The organism is Ferrimonas marina (assembly GCF_900129905.1).
In the GTDB taxonomy this organism is placed as follows: Bacteria; Pseudomonadota; Gammaproteobacteria; order Enterobacterales; family Shewanellaceae; genus Ferrimonas; species Ferrimonas marina.
Genome location: NZ_FQXG01000005.1, coordinates 292,182 through 307,034 on the forward strand (window position 1 = coordinate 292,182; position 14,853 = coordinate 307,034).

The 14,853-nt window shown below is 61.1% G+C and carries 16 protein-coding genes and 2 tRNA genes; 7 read left to right on the forward strand and 11 right to left on the reverse strand.

All coding sequences use genetic code 11. The features are described from left to right. Position 1: 1 nt before the first annotated feature. From BUC04_RS13660 to orn, 3 genes are all read right to left on the reverse strand, one after another. Positions 2-77: transfer RNA gene (locus BUC04_RS13660), tRNA-Gly, on the reverse strand. 172 nt (positions 78-249) lie between these two features. Continuing rightward, a tRNA-Gly gene (locus BUC04_RS13665) sits at positions 250-325 on the reverse strand. A 107-nt stretch (positions 326-432) separates the two neighbouring features. Further along, positions 433-978, reverse strand: a complete 546-nt coding sequence (orn, locus tag BUC04_RS13670) for an oligoribonuclease (protein WP_067661842.1) — start codon at positions 976-978, stop codon at positions 433-435. A gap of 249 nt (positions 979-1,227) precedes the next feature. Here orn and rsgA point away from each other — a divergent pair, with 249 nt between their 5' ends. From rsgA to BUC04_RS13690, 4 genes are all read left to right on the forward strand, one after another. Beyond that, entirely contained in the window at positions 1,228-2,280 is a 1,053-nt protein-coding gene (gene rsgA, locus BUC04_RS13675; protein ID WP_067661840.1) for a small ribosomal subunit biogenesis GTPase RsgA, read from the forward strand. 24 nt (positions 2,281-2,304) lie between these two features. Next, positions 2,305-3,165 carry an archaetidylserine decarboxylase gene (gene asd, locus BUC04_RS13680; RefSeq protein WP_082766731.1) on the forward strand — a complete coding sequence of 287 codons (861 nt, stop codon included), beginning with the start codon at positions 2,305-2,307 and terminating at the stop codon, positions 3,163-3,165. A 173-nt stretch (positions 3,166-3,338) separates the two neighbouring features. Next, a complete protein-coding gene (locus tag BUC04_RS13685) occupies positions 3,339-6,512 on the forward strand; it encodes a mechanosensitive ion channel domain-containing protein (RefSeq protein ID WP_073325955.1) in 3,174 nt (1,057 codons plus the stop codon). Between the two features lie 9 nt (positions 6,513-6,521). Beyond that, the gene (locus BUC04_RS13690) at positions 6,522-7,241 is read left to right on the forward strand and encodes a glycerophosphodiester phosphodiesterase (protein WP_067661836.1); all 720 of its coding nucleotides are present in this window, start codon (positions 6,522-6,524) and stop codon (positions 7,239-7,241) included. A gap of 1 nt (position 7,242) precedes the next feature. Here the strand turns inward: BUC04_RS13690 and BUC04_RS13695 are convergent, their stop codons facing one another. Next, the gene (locus BUC04_RS13695; RefSeq protein ID WP_067661834.1) at positions 7,243-7,575 is read right to left on the reverse strand and encodes a DUF3392 domain-containing protein; all 333 of its coding nucleotides are present in this window, start codon (positions 7,573-7,575) and stop codon (positions 7,243-7,245) included. 50 nt (positions 7,576-7,625) lie between these two features. On the opposite strand from BUC04_RS13695, the gene BUC04_RS13700 reads away from it, so the two are divergent. Continuing rightward, positions 7,626-8,543, forward strand: a complete 918-nt coding sequence (locus BUC04_RS13700; RefSeq protein WP_143165721.1) for a D-2-hydroxyacid dehydrogenase — start codon at positions 7,626-7,628, stop codon at positions 8,541-8,543. A gap of 18 nt (positions 8,544-8,561) precedes the next feature. On the opposite strand, the gene BUC04_RS13705 is transcribed toward BUC04_RS13700, so the two are convergent. Further along, positions 8,562-8,765, reverse strand: a complete 204-nt coding sequence (locus tag BUC04_RS13705) for a DUF6494 family protein (RefSeq protein WP_067661830.1) — start codon at positions 8,763-8,765, stop codon at positions 8,562-8,564. A 159-nt stretch (positions 8,766-8,924) separates the two neighbouring features. On the opposite strand from BUC04_RS13705, the gene BUC04_RS13710 reads away from it, so the two are divergent. Together BUC04_RS13710 and bfr are read left to right on the forward strand one after the other, a co-directional pair. Beyond that, entirely contained in the window at positions 8,925-9,116 is a 192-nt protein-coding gene (locus BUC04_RS13710; RefSeq protein ID WP_067661828.1) for a bacterioferritin-associated ferredoxin, read from the forward strand. 108 nt (positions 9,117-9,224) lie between these two features. After that, positions 9,225-9,707 (forward strand): bacterioferritin, encoded by a 483-nt coding sequence (gene bfr, locus BUC04_RS13715; RefSeq protein ID WP_067661826.1) that lies wholly within the window; start codon positions 9,225-9,227, stop codon positions 9,705-9,707. A gap of 61 nt (positions 9,708-9,768) precedes the next feature. Here bfr and BUC04_RS13720 read toward each other — a convergent pair whose 3' ends face one another. The 6 genes from BUC04_RS13720 to efp all read right to left on the reverse strand — a co-directional run bounded on the left by BUC04_RS13720 (position 9,769) and on the right by efp (position 14,839). Then, a complete protein-coding gene (locus tag BUC04_RS13720) occupies positions 9,769-10,560 on the reverse strand; it encodes a metal ABC transporter permease (RefSeq protein ID WP_067661824.1) in 792 nt (263 codons plus the stop codon). Further along, entirely contained in the window at positions 10,557-11,456 is a 900-nt protein-coding gene (locus BUC04_RS13725) for a metal ABC transporter solute-binding protein, Zn/Mn family (protein WP_067661848.1), read from the reverse strand. The genes BUC04_RS13720 and BUC04_RS13725 overlap by 4 nt, the downstream gene beginning before the upstream one ends. Then, positions 11,440-12,735, reverse strand: a complete 1,296-nt coding sequence (locus BUC04_RS13730) for a hypothetical protein (protein WP_067661822.1) — start codon at positions 12,733-12,735, stop codon at positions 11,440-11,442. Before BUC04_RS13730 ends, BUC04_RS13725 begins: the two co-directional genes overlap by 17 nt. 69 nt (positions 12,736-12,804) lie before the next feature. After that, positions 12,805-13,098 (reverse strand): hypothetical protein, encoded by a 294-nt coding sequence (locus tag BUC04_RS13735; protein ID WP_067661819.1) that lies wholly within the window; start codon positions 13,096-13,098, stop codon positions 12,805-12,807. Between the two features lie 84 nt (positions 13,099-13,182). Continuing rightward, positions 13,183-14,157, reverse strand: a complete 975-nt coding sequence (epmA, locus tag BUC04_RS13740) for an elongation factor P--(R)-beta-lysine ligase (RefSeq protein ID WP_373277968.1) — start codon at positions 14,155-14,157, stop codon at positions 13,183-13,185. 112 nt (positions 14,158-14,269) lie between these two features. Continuing rightward, positions 14,270-14,839 (reverse strand): elongation factor P, encoded by a 570-nt coding sequence (efp, locus tag BUC04_RS13745; RefSeq protein WP_067661816.1) that lies wholly within the window; start codon positions 14,837-14,839, stop codon positions 14,270-14,272. Positions 14,840-14,853 lie beyond the last annotated feature (14 nt).

Genomic DNA, 14,853 nt, shown 5'->3' on the forward strand with positions numbered 1-14,853 from the left:
TTGGAGCGGCACACGAGGTTCGAACTCGTGACCTCAACCTTGGCAAGGTTGCGCTCTACCAACTGAGCTAGTGCCGCATAAATTGTCGTTCCAGCCTTGAGGCTAAAACCGCTTCTTGCGAAGACTTCAAATTGGAGCGGCACACGAGGTTCCCGATCTTCATCGAGAGTGTGACCTCAACCTTTCACAAGGTTGCGCTCTATCAACTGAGCGACTCACATCTCCTCGCCTTGGCGCGGAGTGAAAATTTGGAGCGGCACACGAGGTTCGAACTCGTGACCTCAACCTTGGCAAGGTTGCGCTCTACCAACTGAGCTAGTGCCGCATTCCGAGTGCTGTTATCGACAGGGGATTCCCCTCAACAGCGAGGGCGCATTATAAGCAAAATCCGGGGGGCCGCAACCCCCCTATCGGCAAATTCAGCCCGTTTGCTCAAATTTTGAAAACCGTCTCACGGTAGAACTGCAGTTCGGCGATCGACTCACGGATATCATCCAAGGCCTTATGGGAGGCCGACTTGGTAAAGCGGTTCATCAGCTCCGGCTGCCAACGGCGCACCAACTCCTTGATGGTGCTGACATCCAGGTACCGGTAGTGGAAGTAGGCCTCGAGCTGGGGCATGTAGTTGACCAGGAAGCGTCGATCCTGGCCCACGCTGTTGCCGCAGATGGGAGAGGCCCCTTTGGGTACCCACTGTTCCAGAAAGGCCAGGGTCTTCTGCTCCGCCTCGGCCAGGGTAATGGTGCTCTTCTGAACCCGTTCAGTCAGCCCGCTGTTACCGTGGGTGCGCACGTTCCAATCGTCCATCTTATCCAGTTCAGACTGAGGCTGTCGGATGGCCATCACCGGTCCTTCGGCCAACACGTTGAGTTGGCTGTCAGTGACAATGGTGGCGATCTCAATGATGGTGTTCTCGATCGGATCCAGGCCGGTCATCTCCAGATCAATCCAGATCAGATTACTGGCATTTTGTGTCATCAAATCCTCTAGTCTCGCTTGTCAGGTGATGTGGCTTATACAGCGGGGCGCATCCGGTCGGTGATCGCTACGTTGCCATCACGGCAATCAGATCGATCATTAGGGAACGACGGCACCGTGACATCCTCAGTTTTGTGCGCTCTGCACCTGTCACTTTCCCTATGAAACGGTACTGGCGACGGGCTTTTTGGTCAGAATGGAGTATCATACGGCTTTATTTTAATTTAGACACGTTTTGCCAGGAGCAGAGTGAGCAAAGGCAAGAAACGACTGACAAAAGGTCAGTTACGCCGGGTCCGGGCCAACCGTGACAAACGGCTGAACAAGCGCAACGAACCCGAGTGGGATAACGATACTTTGGGCCCGCAGATCCCTGGGCGCATTATCACCCGCTTTGGTCAGCATGCCGACGTGGAAACCGAAGAGGGCGAGGTGTTTCGCTGCAACCTTCGTCGCACCGTCGGCAGCGTCGTGGTGGGCGACCGGGTAGAGTGGCGTCAGGGCAACGAAGCCATGGCGGGAATCGCCGGGGTGGTGGAAGCGGTACATCCGCGACGCAGCGAGCTGAAGCGCCCCGATTACTATGATGGGCTCAAGGTTGTTGCCGCCAACATCGACCAGATCCTGGTGGTCTCGGCGGTGGTGCCCGAGCTCTCCACTCAGATCATCGATCGCTACCTGGTGGCGGCGGAGGACACCGGCATCACCCCGGTGCTGGTGCTCAACAAGATTGATCTGCTGTCAGCAGAGGAGCGCCAAGCGGTGGATGCCACCCTGGCGCCCTACCTGGCCATCGGCTATCGCATCCACCTGGTTTCCAGTGAGACCGGTGAAGGGGTTGCCGATCTGGAGCACTGCCTGCAGGACAAGGTCAGCATCTTTGTCGGCCAGTCCGGGGTGGGCAAGTCGTCGCTGATCAATGCCCTGATGCCCGGCATTGAACTGGAAACCGGTGAGGTTTCCAGCAACTCCGGTCTGGGTCAGCACACCACCACCACCGCCCGGTTGCTGCGCTTCCCCGGTGGCGGCGATCTGATCGACTCCCCCGGAGTACGGGAGTTCGCCCTCTGGCACCTGGCGCCCGAGCGGGTGACCTGGGGCTTTAAGGAGTTTCGCGAGCACGTCGGTGGCTGCAAGTTCCGCGACTGCAAGCATGGCAACGATCCCGGCTGCGCCCTGAGAGCCGCGGTAGAACAGGGCGAAATTGACGCCCAACGATTTGAAAACTATCACCGGATCCTAGAATCTATGGTGTCGGAACGGCCGACCCGACACTTTGCCGATCCGCTGAACGACAAATAACCACTAAGGAACCCCCCAGTGTCACTGGACAAACTGAAAGTTAACCTGCAGTACGTGATGCCCAAGCACGCCCTCTCCCGTTTGGTCGGCAAGTTCGCCGCCTCCGAGTCAGGCTGGGCCACCACCGCCTTCATCAACTGGTTTATTCGCCAGTACAAGATCAACATGCAGGAAGCGCTGATCGAGGATCCGAAAGGGTTCAAGACCTTCAACGATTTCTTCACCCGTGAGCTGAAGCCGGGCCTGCGTCCGCTGGACGAGGGCGAGAAGACCCTGGTGCAACCGGTGGATGGCTGCGTCAGCCAGCTGGGTCCCATCGTTGATGAGCGCATCTTTCAGGCCAAGGGCCACGACTACGGCCTGCTGGAGCTGCTCGGTGGCCACAAGGCCGACGCCGCTCCGTTTAAGGATGGTCACTTCACTACCATCTACCTGTCGCCCCAGGACTACCACCGCATTCACATGCCCTGCGCCGGCACCCTGCGTCGGATGATCTACGTGCCCGGCGACCTGTTCTCAGTGAACCCGCTGACCACCGAGAATGTCCCGGGCCTGTTCGCCCGCAACGAGCGCGTGGTGACCCTGTTCGATACCGAGCACGGCCCCATGGCCATGGTGCTGGTGGGCGCCACCATCGTCGCCTCCATCGAAACCGTCTGGTCCGGTACCGTCACCCCGCCGGCCGGTGCCCAGATCATGAGCTGGGACTACCCGGCCGAGGGCGAGCAGGCGATCCGCCTGGAGAAGGGCGAGGAGATGGGCCGCTTCAAGCTGGGCAGCACCGTGGTGGCCTGCTTTGGTGCCGAGATGCTCGAGGGCTTTGACGAAGCCTTCACCGCCGGCGCCAAGACCCGTCTGGGTCAGGCCATGGCTACTGCCAAATAGGCGACCAAAAAAACCTGACAACACCGGCTTGCCATAGGCAGGCCGGTGTTTTTTTGGCCTTGCTCAAAGTTCCGCCTGTGAGAGCAAGCTTTGTCAGCTAACTGCATAGGCAGCCACAACTTTCTTCGATAAACTTGCGCCGTTCCTTTGCCCTCGATACTAAGCTGATCACCATGTGGCGCCTTCTCTGTTCCTTACTGCTCCTGGCCAGTACCCTGGCCCAGGCCAACTCGCCCTTTTCCATGGAGCGGCGACTCACCCCTTTTGGCTCCAATAACCCCCAGTCGGTCACCCTGGAGCAGTGGACCAGCCAGCAACGGCTGCTTGACCAACAGGCCGAAGAGTACCAGGAGCTGCTGGAGCAGTTCGTCGCCCGTCAGGCCCAGCTCAAGGAGCAGTTGCGCCAACCGCTTAGCTCCGAGGTGGACAGCGAACAGCCCGTCAGCCAACAGCAATCCTGGGTGCACCTGCAGCTGCAGGAGCTGAAAACCAGCGCCGAATCACTGGCCTCGCTGCATAGCCAGACCCGCCAGCGCCTCAACCAGTTGCCGGATGCCGAACAGCAGGCCTCGGTGCAACTGCGCCTGGCCCGCAACGAGTCCGGCAGCGCTCCCCAGGTGGCAGCACGGCAACTCTACTACCAGAGCCTGGTGAATACCCTGCAGCTGGAGCAGCAGGCCCTGCCGCTGCAACTGCAGCTGATCCAGCTGCGCCAGCGCCTGGTGCAAAACCAGTTGGCGGCGCTGGAGCTGCGTCTCAACCGACTCAATGACAGCGCCGCCCAGGCCCGCCGCAACCAAAGCGAAGCGGCACTGAGCGACAACCCGGTGGGGCCGATGCAGGACCCCAGCCTCAGCGCCTTGAGTGAGGTGAACGCCGATCTGGCCCGCGCCCTGGCCCTGCTCAACCAGCGCATGGAGCAGACCAGCCGTGACCTGGTCTCAGCTGAGCAGCAGTACCAAGCGCAGGCAGCGGAGCTGCGTGAGACCCAGGAACAGCTGGAGTGGGGCAGCGTCAGCGCCGACTTTGGCGAATCGCTGATCCGCCGCCTCAAATCGCTGCAGCTGCACGACGGCGGTCAGGCCACCAGCCAACTGCTGACCCAATCGCGCTTGCAGCGCTACGACTACGACCACCAGCGCGACGAGACCGAGCGCAAGATCCGCGACGGCGACGCGGATCTGCCCCACCAGCCCCTGTGGCAGCGTCAAGTGGAGCTGCTCAGCCTGCTGATCGACACCCACGAACAGTGGGTAGTGGAACTGAGCCGCCTCAAGCTGCAGCAGGAGCAGCTCGACAAACAGAGCGAACGTTTCGTCCGGCTGATCACCGAGTACCTGTTCTGGCTGCCTAATGCCCGCCGCATCGGTGCCGAGACCTTCTCCAACCTGGGGCTGGGCCTGAGCTGGCTGACCAGCCCCCTGCGCTGGCAGGAGCTGCAGCAGTCGTACCAGAACAACATCAACTACTGGGGCGGCTGGCTGGCCCTGCTGGTGCTGATCCTGGCCAGCTGGGATCTGCTCAAGGGCCCCTATGCCCGCGCCCGTGAGCACTACAGTCGCTTCGTTGGTAACGTAACCCAGGATAAGTTCAGCGCCTCTTTCAAGGTGCTACTGATGGCCATGGCGGTCAGCCTGTTGTTGCCTGCGCCGTTCTGGGTTGCCGGCAGTATCTTGCGCTTCGGCGAGGGGCCACTGTTTGCCCAGGCCGTGGGACAGGGGCTGCTGGCTATTGCCCTGGTGCTGCAGCTGTATTGGCTGATCTACCACCTGAGCCACGAAGATGGCCTGATGGTGGCCCACTTCCGCCGCAATGCCCCCCTGATGGCCCACGTACGGCGGGTGCTGGGCAAGCTCCACCTGATTGCCGCGCCACTGCTGGCGCTGGTGGCCTTTACCCAATACCTGGACATGGCGCTGCTAAGCAACAGCCTCGGGCGCCTGGCCTTTATTCTGTTGTGTCTGCTGCTGGCCTACGCCTACCGGCGCTTGAGCCGGTTCGCCGGTCAGTATCACAAGCATCACAGCCGGGAAAACATCAATCGCCGCTTCATTGAACGACTGATCTGGCTGGTGCTGATCGTGCTGCCACTGGTCTGTCTGGTGCTGGCCTGGCGCGGTTACTACTACAGCGCCCAGCAGCTGCTGGGCCAGGCCCAGATCACCGTTACCCTGGGGATAATGTTCCTGCTGGCTTATCTGCTGGTTAAACGCTGGATGCTGATCGAGCGACGCAAGCTGCAGTTTGAACTGGCCAAGGCCAAACGGGCCGAGGTACTGGCCCAGCGGGAAAAGGAGCGCTCCGAGGGGATCAGCAACACCAGTGCCGAGGGTCAGCTCGATACCCTGGACGAGCCCACCCTGGATCTGGACACCATCTCGACCCAGTCACTGGGGCTGGTGCGCTCCTTGATGATCCTGGCCTTTGCCCTGTCGCTGCTGGCGCTGTGGAGCCAGACCCATCCGGCGATGTTCAGCTTCCTCGAGGGGATCACCCTCTACTCCAGCAGCCAGCTGGTGGACGGGGTGGAGCAAGCGGTGCCCATCACCCTGATGTCGCTGGTGGCGGCATTGATGATCGGCGTGTTCACCTGGATGATCGCCCGTAACCTGCCCGGCCTGCTGGAGCTGTTGCTGCTGCAGCGATTGGAGCTGACCCCAGGCACCGGCTTTGCCATCTCCACCGTCAGTAAGTACGTGGTGTTCATGATCGGGGTGTTTGCCACCTTCTCCACCCTGGGCCTGGCCTGGAGCAAGATGCAGTGGTTGATTGCCGCCCTGACGGTGGGCCTCGGCTTCGGTCTGCAGGAGATCTTTGCCAACTTTATATCCGGCCTCATCATCCTGTTTGAGAAACCGATCCGCATCGGTGACACCGTCACCATCCGTGAGCTGACCGGTACGGTGTCCAAGATCCAGATCCGCGCCACCACTATCGTCGACTGGGATCGCAAAGAAATCATCGTCCCCAACAAGGCTTTCATCACCGAGCAGCTGGTGAACTGGTCGCTGTCCGACGCCATCACCCGGGTGATCCTCACCGTCTCGGTGGCCCGGGACTCCGATCCGGCGCTGGTGGAAGCAGTGCTGCACCAGGCCGTTCAGGAGTGTCCGCTGGCCCTGGCCCAGCCGGAGCCGGAGATCTTCTTCGCCGGCTTTGGTGCCCACACCCAGGACTTCGAGGTGCGCGCCTACGCCGACGAGATGGGCAAACGCTGGCCATTGCGGCATGATCTGCACATGCGGATCACCAGCAAGTTCCGCGACAAGGGGATCGTACTGGCCTACCCCCAGATGGATCTGCACCTCAACACCAACGACGCCAAGGAGAGCGGCCTGATCCGCTAACACGCCGACATGCTGATCATTGCCCACCGCGGTGCCTCGGGCGAGGCACCGGAGAACACCCTGGCCGCCATGACACTGGCCGTTGCCCAACAGGCGGATGCCATCGAGCTGGACGTGCATCGGGTCGAGGACACACTGGTGGTGATCCACGACCGCTTCCTCGACAAGACCACCTCGGGCCGTGGGCCAGTCAGCCAATCCACCCTGGCACAGCTGGCGCAGCTGGATGCGGGCCAAGGAGAGCGGGTACCCACCCTGTGGCAGGTGCTGGAGTGCGTTGGCGCGCGCTGCGGCTTGAACATCGAGCTGAAGGGGATGGCCACCGATGAGCTGCTACTGCCGTTGCTGGAGCAGGCGGTGGCGCAGTTGGGCTACCGTTGGGAGCAGTTCCTGGTCTCCTCCTTCCACCACCCGATGCTGGCCCGCATCAAAGGGACGAAGCCGGATCTGAGGATCGGCGCCCTCACCGCCAGCTGCCCACTGAATTACGCCGAATTTGCCAGTGAACTGGCGGCAGATGCGGTGCATCTGGACGTGGATTTTGCCGATCCGGCCCTGATTGCCGACGCCCAGCAGCGCGGGCTCAAGGTGTACGTCTACACCGTAGACAAGGCGGAGGATCTGGCTCAGATGGCGGCGCTTGGGGTTGATGGGGTGTTTACCAACTTCCCCGCTCGCAGTCGCGCACAGCTGGGCCTGACTGACCCCACTCCGCGCGGCTGGGATTGAGTTACATCTGGCGGTGACGCTCGGCCCACAGGCCTATCAGGGTAAAGCTGAGGCACACCACCAGCAGCAGCCACTGGGGTGACAGCTGGGCCAGTTGGCTGGCCAGGTAGGGGGCCGCTTGGGTGATCACCATGCCGTAGCCAAACGCCACCAGCAGGACAAACACCAGGGTGCGGGCCAGGAAGGGCCAGGTGATGATGCGGCGGCGGATAAAGAGCTGAATGTCAGGACTGAGCACCACCAGCACACAAGCGAGCAGGGCGATGGCGATGTCCCCCAGGTAGGGGTAGAGCGAACGGCCCACGTGGCCGGTGAGATCAAGCAACCAATTCATCGAGCTTTCCAAAACAACATCAGGGACGTAGCCTAACAGCGACTGTCTCAGTGAGAAACTCCAACATGACCGCCATCGCCCTGCTGACCCAAGACCCGAACGCCTACCACGCCCTGCTGGGGCAAAGCGACATCGAGGCCAGTGCCTCGCCGGCAGAGGCCGAGGTGTGGCTGGCAGAACCGGCCCTGGCGGCCGAGGCACTGCGCCAGGGGTATAAGCCGCGTTGGCTGGCCAGCACCTACGCTGGCGTCGACCCCCTGATGGCGACCGATCTGCCCAGGGATTACCAACTCACTAATATCCGCGGCCTGTTCGGCCCCTTGATGGCCCAGTATGTCTTCGCCCACCTGCTGTCCCAGTTGCGCCACCTACCCCGCTACGCCGCCCAGCAACAGCAAACGCTGTGGCAGCCCCACCCTTACGGCACACTCGAGGGGCAAACCCTGGTTCTGCTGGGTACCGGCGATATCGCCCAGCACATCGCCCGGGCGGCCAAAGGCTTTGGGATGGCGGTGCTGGGGGTGAGCCGCAGCGGCGCTGACGTGGCCCCGTTCGACCGAGTCTACCCAGTAACGCAGCTGCACCAGGCGCTAGCGCAAGCCCAGGTACTGGTGTCGGTGCTGCCGGCCACCGGTGATACCCACCACCTGCTCAACAGCGAGGCCCTGGCCTGCCTGCCCAAGGACGCCACCCTGTTCAACGTCGGTCGCGGCAATGTGCTCGACCTGGATGCCCTGCTAATGGCGCTGGACAGCGGTCAGCTAGCTCAGGCGGTACTGGACGTGTTCGAGCAGGAGCCGGTCAGCGCCGACTCGCCATTGTGGCAGCATCCGCAAGTCACCCTGACCCCCCACATCGCCGCCACCAGCTTCCCCGAGCAGGTGGTGAGCCAGTTTGCCGACAACCTGGCGCGTTACCGTCGCGGCGATGACCTGCAGCACCGCATCGATTTTCAGCGCGGCTATTAGCACCGCCGCTGAACGGCCCTACTCCTTGCTCAGCTCACCGGCGATTCGATGCTCAAAGTCCAGTGACGGCACCGACAGGGTCATCACCACCTTCACCGGCTCACCTCCTAAGGTGCCGGCTTTTTCGGCGTCCGCCAGCAGCTGATCCAGCTCCTGGTGGGACTGGATCCCGACCTGCTTGAGAAACCGACGAATGGCGTTGTTGCGCTGCTCCTGATCCATGGGATCGCTCCTTTTTGGCTAAGGCGTGATTGCCTTCACCATTTTTTATAACCCAGCAAGACGCATTGTTCGAAAACTTGCCTACAATGTTATTAGACATGCGAATCGTTTGCATTTACGATTCGTTATGTAATTGAGCAAACGGTTGGGAAGTGTCGAATGTACGTGTGCATGTGTTACGGCGTCACGGATACGCAGATTAAGCAAGCGGTGGCCAAAGGGGCCACAGACGTCAAGACCCTGCAATCGCAACTGGGTGTCGGTGCCCAGTGTGGCAAGTGCATCCGCATGGCCCGGGAGGTGATGGAACAAGAGCTGGATTGCATCCCGAACTACTACGAAGTGGCCTAAGGCCCAGCACCAAACTCCTCCGCTCGCGAGCCAATCTGCTTGCGGGCCTTGCCCTGTTTGCGCCCCTTGACCATGCTTACTGCTCCTTAGCTCATCACGGGGGCTCCCATGAAAACCGATCCCAATGTCATCGCCCACCTCAATACCATCCTGGGCAATGAGCTGATCGCCATCAATCAATACTTCCTTCACGCGCGCATGTACAAGGACTGGGGTCTGAAGCGGATCGCCGACAAGGAGTACCACGAGTCCATCGACGAGATGAACCACGCCGATCACCTGATCGAGCGGATCCTCTTTCTTGAGGGCCTGCCCAACCTGCAAAGCCTGGGCAAACTGCGCATCGGTGAGCACACCAAGGAGATGCTGGAGTGCGACCTGGCGCTGGAGATGGACGCAATCCCGGACCTGCGCAACGCCATCGCCTACTTCGAAGAGGTGCGCGACTTCGTCAGCCGCGATCTGTGTCAGAACATCCTTGAGGATGAAGAGGACCATGTTGACTGGCTGGAGACCCAACTGGAGCTGATCGACAAAGTCGGGATCCAGAACTACCAGCAAGCGCAGATGATCGAGGAAGAGGAGGGCTAGCGGCCTTCAGGAAGCAGAAAAAAGGGACGCCGCGGCGTCCCTTTGTCGTTTCAGGTTAAGGTTACTTCGGCCTCACCACCACCCGAACCAGGATCGCCACCGCCGCCAGGGTCACCACCACGGTGGCGCCGGAGGGCAGATCAAAGCCGGCGGACAGCCACAGACCGATGCCGTAACCGGTGATGCCGGTGATCAAACCCCAGATCTGGGCGCGACGTCCCTGCAGCTGATTCACCGCCAGTGCCGGCAGGATCAGGCTGGAGAACACCAGGTAGACCCCCACCAGTTGCACCGAAAAGGGGATCACCAGGGCAAACATCAGGTAGAACAGCGGCCCATGGAGCGACTGCGGCCAAAACAGGATCAGTGCCAACACCAGCAGCGATAACAGCGCCGGTAGGATCAGATCCCCCCAGCCAGTCCACAGGATTTGGCCCGACAGGATTTGATGCAGCAGCTCACCCCCATGGGGATCGCCGGACAGCAACAGCATCGCCGCCACCGCAGACACCACGTAGAGACTGCCGATCAAGGCTTCCAGCTCCGGCTTGAAGTAGCGCTCGAGCGCCGCAATCAGGGCCGCAGCGACCAAAGCAAACAAGGCCGGTAACAGAAACTCCAAGCCGATCATGGCACCGTGACCGGCATGATCAGCATGGCTGCCGTGGTCATGATGGGCGTGTAGGGTATGCGCCAACACCGCCCCCAGGGCGGCGAACTGGGCAATGGCCAGATCGATAAAGATGATCCCCCGCTTCAGCACCTGGCGGCCCAACACCACATGGGTGGAGAGCACCAGGATCCCAGCGACCATGGCGGGCGCCAGGATGCTCAGCAGGGTCATGTCCATCACGACGTCAGCTCCGCCAAGAGGGCGTCGATCACCTGGTCATACAGCTGGTACAGGTTGTCGATCCCCTCACTACCGGTGGAGTACGGCAGTGCCAGTACCGGCAGCTCGCTGCGCTGAGCCAGCCAGTTTGCTCCCCGCGGGTCCTGGAAGCGGGTGTGGATCACCGCCTTCACCTGTCCCGAGTTCGCCAGCTCCACCAGGCTCGCCAGGTGGGCGCTGGTGGGTGGCAGCCCCGGCTTGGGCTCCAGATCCCCCCGCTGCTCGATACCTAACCAATCAAACAGGTAACGAAACGCGGTGTGGTAGGCGATCACCCCTTGGCCTCTGAGCGGCGCGGCCTTGGCCTCCCACTTGGCGGTTGCCTCGGTCCAGCGCTGCTCAAACGCCGCCAGGTTGGCCTGGTAGCTGGCTTTGTTGGCCGGGTCGATCTCCCCCAGACGCTGGGCCAGGGCCTGGGCAATGGTCAGCATGCGGTAGGGTGAGAAGTGAAGGTGAGGGTTGCCCTCCGGATGCACATCCCCCATGGTGCGATCCACCTGGGTGAGCTGATCCAGGGTCTCCACCTGGTCGGCGGCGTAGAACATGCCGGGCTGACCATCGCGCAGCTTGCGGTTGTTGGCCTTCATCTGCAGCACCGGCAGCCAGCCCACCTCCAGCGCTGCGCCGGCACAAACTGCCAGATCCGCTTTGCGCATCTTGGCGATCAGGCTGGGGCGCGCCTGGACATGGTGTGGGTCCTGCAGCGCTGTGGTGGCGCTGTAGACCTCCGCCTCCGGCGCCAACTCCGTCAACAGGGCGGCGTACTCGGGCTCACAGGCAAAGATCTCCAGCGCAGACGCAGACGGCGTCAGCAGCAAGGCTGCGCACGCCGCGATCCAGTTAGAATTGATGCGCACCATGGGCCCCCAGAGTCACGTTGTATTGCAGGGTGATGATGTGGTCATCCGCTGCGGCAAACTCGGTCAGATCCTGGTGGGTGTACTGCAGACGGACCACCGAGAAGTGGCTGGGATGCCAGGCGATCATCGCCTCACTCTCTTTGATCTTGGCGTCGTGCAGGTGGGCATGCTCTTCGTGCATCAGTGCGGCACTGAGCTCACCGTAGCGCAGACCCGCAGACCAGCTGGGGTTGAACTGGTAAACACCGGACAGGTACCAGCCGTCGAAGTAGTCCGGGCCATCCTCGTGGTGCCCCTCTTCTTCGTGGCCGTGCTCCTCAAACGCATAGGGCTTATCCAGGTAGAAGTATTCGCCGCTGATGGTCAGGTGGTTGTACTTGTAGTTACCGCCCGGCGCCCACTTGTACACGAAGGAGGCGTTGAACAGGTCGCGGCCGGTAAAGGCGGCGCCGTGGCTGTGGTCATGGCCGTGGTCATCGTGGAGATGCTCGTCACCATGCTCATCGCCGTGCTCGTCGTCGTGACCGTGCTCCTCGTCATGACCATGCTCTTCATCGTGGTCATGCTCTTCGTCATGCTCCTCATCATGATCATGCTCATCATGGTCGTCATGCTCATGCATGGCTGCCATGCCGTTCTCGTTGCGCAGCCAGGACAGGCTGGCCTGCCAGCTGTGAGACTGACCGATGTCACCACCCAGCTTGGTGTACAGGTGATAAACCCCGACCGTCTCCGGGTCCACCAGGCCTTCCGCCATCAGCGGGTCACCACCTAGCACCTCGGCACCCAGCTCGAAGTAGAGATCGGTCGGCGCCACCCAGTTCAGGCGAACACCGTCGTCGTAGTAGTGATTACCGAGGAAGGCCCGGTACACCGCCGGACGCTCGACGAAGGCATCGGTGTGCATGTGCTGATTATTGAGGTAGCCGATATCAGACAGGAAACGACCGGCGCGCAGAGACAGGCCACCCGGCATCGCCAGGGTCTGGATAAAGGCCTCTTCCACCAGCAGCTCGGTCTCGCCATCGTGGCTTTCCAGCACGGTGGTCAGCTTGCCGTACAGCTTGTCATCCACCGCCGCGGAGAACGCAAGCTCAGTGTGACCCAGGCCAAAACCCTCTTCACGCTCGCCCATGGGACGTTCGCCATCCTGGTAGTAGCCATCCAGTACCAGGCTGATGTTGGGGTTGGTCAGGCTTCCAGTGTTGGCCAGAGCAGGAGTAGCGAGCAGGGCAGCAACTGCAAAGGCAGTACCGTTCAACTTCATAGACATCATTCTATTTCCTAAAAAGACAATAAAGTGGGCATCGATGCGTGTGCCGATGCCGATACAACAGGGTCGGATTTAGGAGTGCGCCGGCGGCGCCCGGGCGTGATATCGATGAGAATCGCCCTGCAACCAGGCGTGGATTTCAAGGGCGGGCGCAAGGGCCAGGGGGGCGTTGCCAGGCAGCAGCGGTACCTCGTGCCAAAACATCGAGGCCAACTGCTGCTGGTGGACAAAGAAGTCGCAGTGCTCTAACGCATCGTCTTGGTGACCATGGCCGGAGGCATGGGTGTGCGCATGAGAATGATCATGATGATGGGACAGCTCATGGATCGGCGCCGCCAGCACCAACGCCAGCAGCCACAACACCATTAGAATGGATCCGACCCCTCGGGGTCTCCCTGCCCGTATCATCGCCCTGCATCTGACTCCTTGTCATGATGGCGGCAGTGTAACCTAAGCGCGAGACACTGGGAAGGCGATCACGTTTTCTATGTGATTGAGACCTTGAACCAGCATTATCAATCGATCTACCCCCAATGCGACGCCGGCACAGTCGGGCAAGCCATGACGCAGCGCGGCGATCAGGTGCTGATCGATCGGCCGCTGAGGCAGGCCCATCTGCGCTCGCTGCAGATTATCCGCCTCGAACCGGGCCAGCTGCTCATCGCCATCGGCCAGCTCATAGAAGCCGTTGGCCAACTCGATGCCGCGGAAGTACACCTCAAAGCGATCGGCGGTGCGGGGGTCTTCTGCGCTGATCCGCGCCAGCGCTGCCTGGTTGGCGGGAAAGCCATGCACCATGCAGGGCACCTGCTGACCGATCTGCGGTTCCAGCACCATGGAGAACAGCAGCTGCTGCAACGGCGCCTCGGTCGTCTCCTGATCGCCCACATCCTGCAGGTTGTGCTCCCGGCACTTGGCCTGCAGCTGCTCAACGCTCGCTTCGAGTGGATCCAGCCCCAGCACCCGCTCAAACACTTCCGCGTAGCTCACCTTCTCCGGCTCACCGCAACCCAGGGTGGCTTGCAGCAGCTCGGCCATCTCCGCCATCAGGTCGTGATGATCAAACCCCACCCGGTACCACTCCAGCATGGTGAACTCCGGGTTGTGATGGCGGCCGGATTCCTCGTTGCGAAAGCTCTTACCCAGCTGGTAGATGCAACCGGAGCCAGCACACAGCAACCGCTTCATGTGAAACTCAGGGGAAGTCATCAGGTAGAGCGGCAGGCCATCGGCGGCGCCGGGGCCGACAAAGCGGGTTTCGAAGCTGACCAGGTGGACGTCGGTGACCGCTGCTTGCGACAACGCCGGGGTATCCACCTCCAGTACATCGCGCTGGGCAAAAAAGGCACGGATCTTGGCGATCACCGCCGCTCGCTGACGCAGCTGCTCCCGGCTGGTGGTGGGATGCCATTCGGTGGTCATCACAATGCTCCTGCTTTATGGGGTGAGGGTGTCGCTGGGCTGTTGGGTTGAGCATGAGCGACGCCCAAACAAAAAGAGTGGGCCGAAGCCCACTCCTGTTTCATCTTGCCGGTGCTTACTTGCGCACCCGCTCAACGTATTCGCCGGTACGGGTATCCACCTTCACCACCTCACCAATGGAGATGAACAGAGGTACGCGAACCACAGCGCCGGTGCTCAGGGTGGCCGGCTTACCGCCAGTACCCTGGGTATCACCCTTCAGGCCCGGATCGGTCTCGGTCACTTCCAGCTCGACGAAGTTCGGCGGGGTCACCACGATCGGGTTGTCGTTCCACACGGTGATGGTGCACAGGTCTTGCTCGACCAGGAACTTCTCCGCGTCACCGACGGCTTTCTTATCCGCAGCGATCTGCTCGAAGGTGTCGTTGTTCATGAAGTGCCAGAACTCACCGTCGTTGTAGAGGTAAGCCATCTGCAGATCCATGACGTCGGCGCCTTCCACGCTCTCGCCAGACTTAAAGGTCTTCTCCAGGGTCTTGCCGCTGATCAGCTTCTTGATCTTCACGCGGTTGATGGCCTGACCCTTACCCGGTTTGAACAACTCGTTCTCAACGATGTTGCACGGCTCGCCGTCCAACATTATCTTTAGCCCGGATTTAAACTCGTTGGTAGAATAAGAAGCCATTTCTGCTCTCTTCC

Bases quoted from the DNA above. Each gene is read 5' to 3' on its own strand.
- BUC04_RS13690 (WP_067661836.1), top strand. From the start codon at position 6,522: ATGCTGATCATTGCCCACCGCGGTGCCTCGGGCGAGGCACCGGAGAAC.
- BUC04_RS13685 (WP_073325955.1), top strand. From the start codon at position 3,339: ATGTGGCGCCTTCTCTGTTCCTTACTGCTCCTGGCCAGTACCCTGGCC.
- BUC04_RS13730 (WP_067661822.1), bottom strand. From the start codon at position 12,735: ATGATGTCTATGAAGTTGAACGGTACTGCCTTTGCAGTTGCTGCCCTG.
- BUC04_RS13695 (WP_067661834.1), bottom strand. From the start codon at position 7,575: ATGAATTGGTTGCTTGATCTCACCGGCCACGTGGGCCGTTCGCTCTAC.
- efp (WP_067661816.1), bottom strand. From the start codon at position 14,839: ATGGCTTCTTATTCTACCAACGAGTTTAAATCCGGGCTAAAGATAATG.
- BUC04_RS13735 (WP_067661819.1), bottom strand. From the start codon at position 13,098: ATGGTGTTGTGGCTGCTGGCGTTGGTGCTGGCGGCGCCGATCCATGAG.
- orn (WP_067661842.1), bottom strand. From the start codon at position 978: ATGACACAAAATGCCAGTAATCTGATCTGGATTGATCTGGAGATGACC.
- BUC04_RS13710 (WP_067661828.1), top strand. From the start codon at position 8,925: ATGTACGTGTGCATGTGTTACGGCGTCACGGATACGCAGATTAAGCAA.
- bfr (WP_067661826.1), top strand. From the start codon at position 9,225: ATGAAAACCGATCCCAATGTCATCGCCCACCTCAATACCATCCTGGGC.
- BUC04_RS13705 (WP_067661830.1), bottom strand. From the start codon at position 8,765: ATGGATCAGGAGCAGCGCAACAACGCCATTCGTCGGTTTCTCAAGCAG.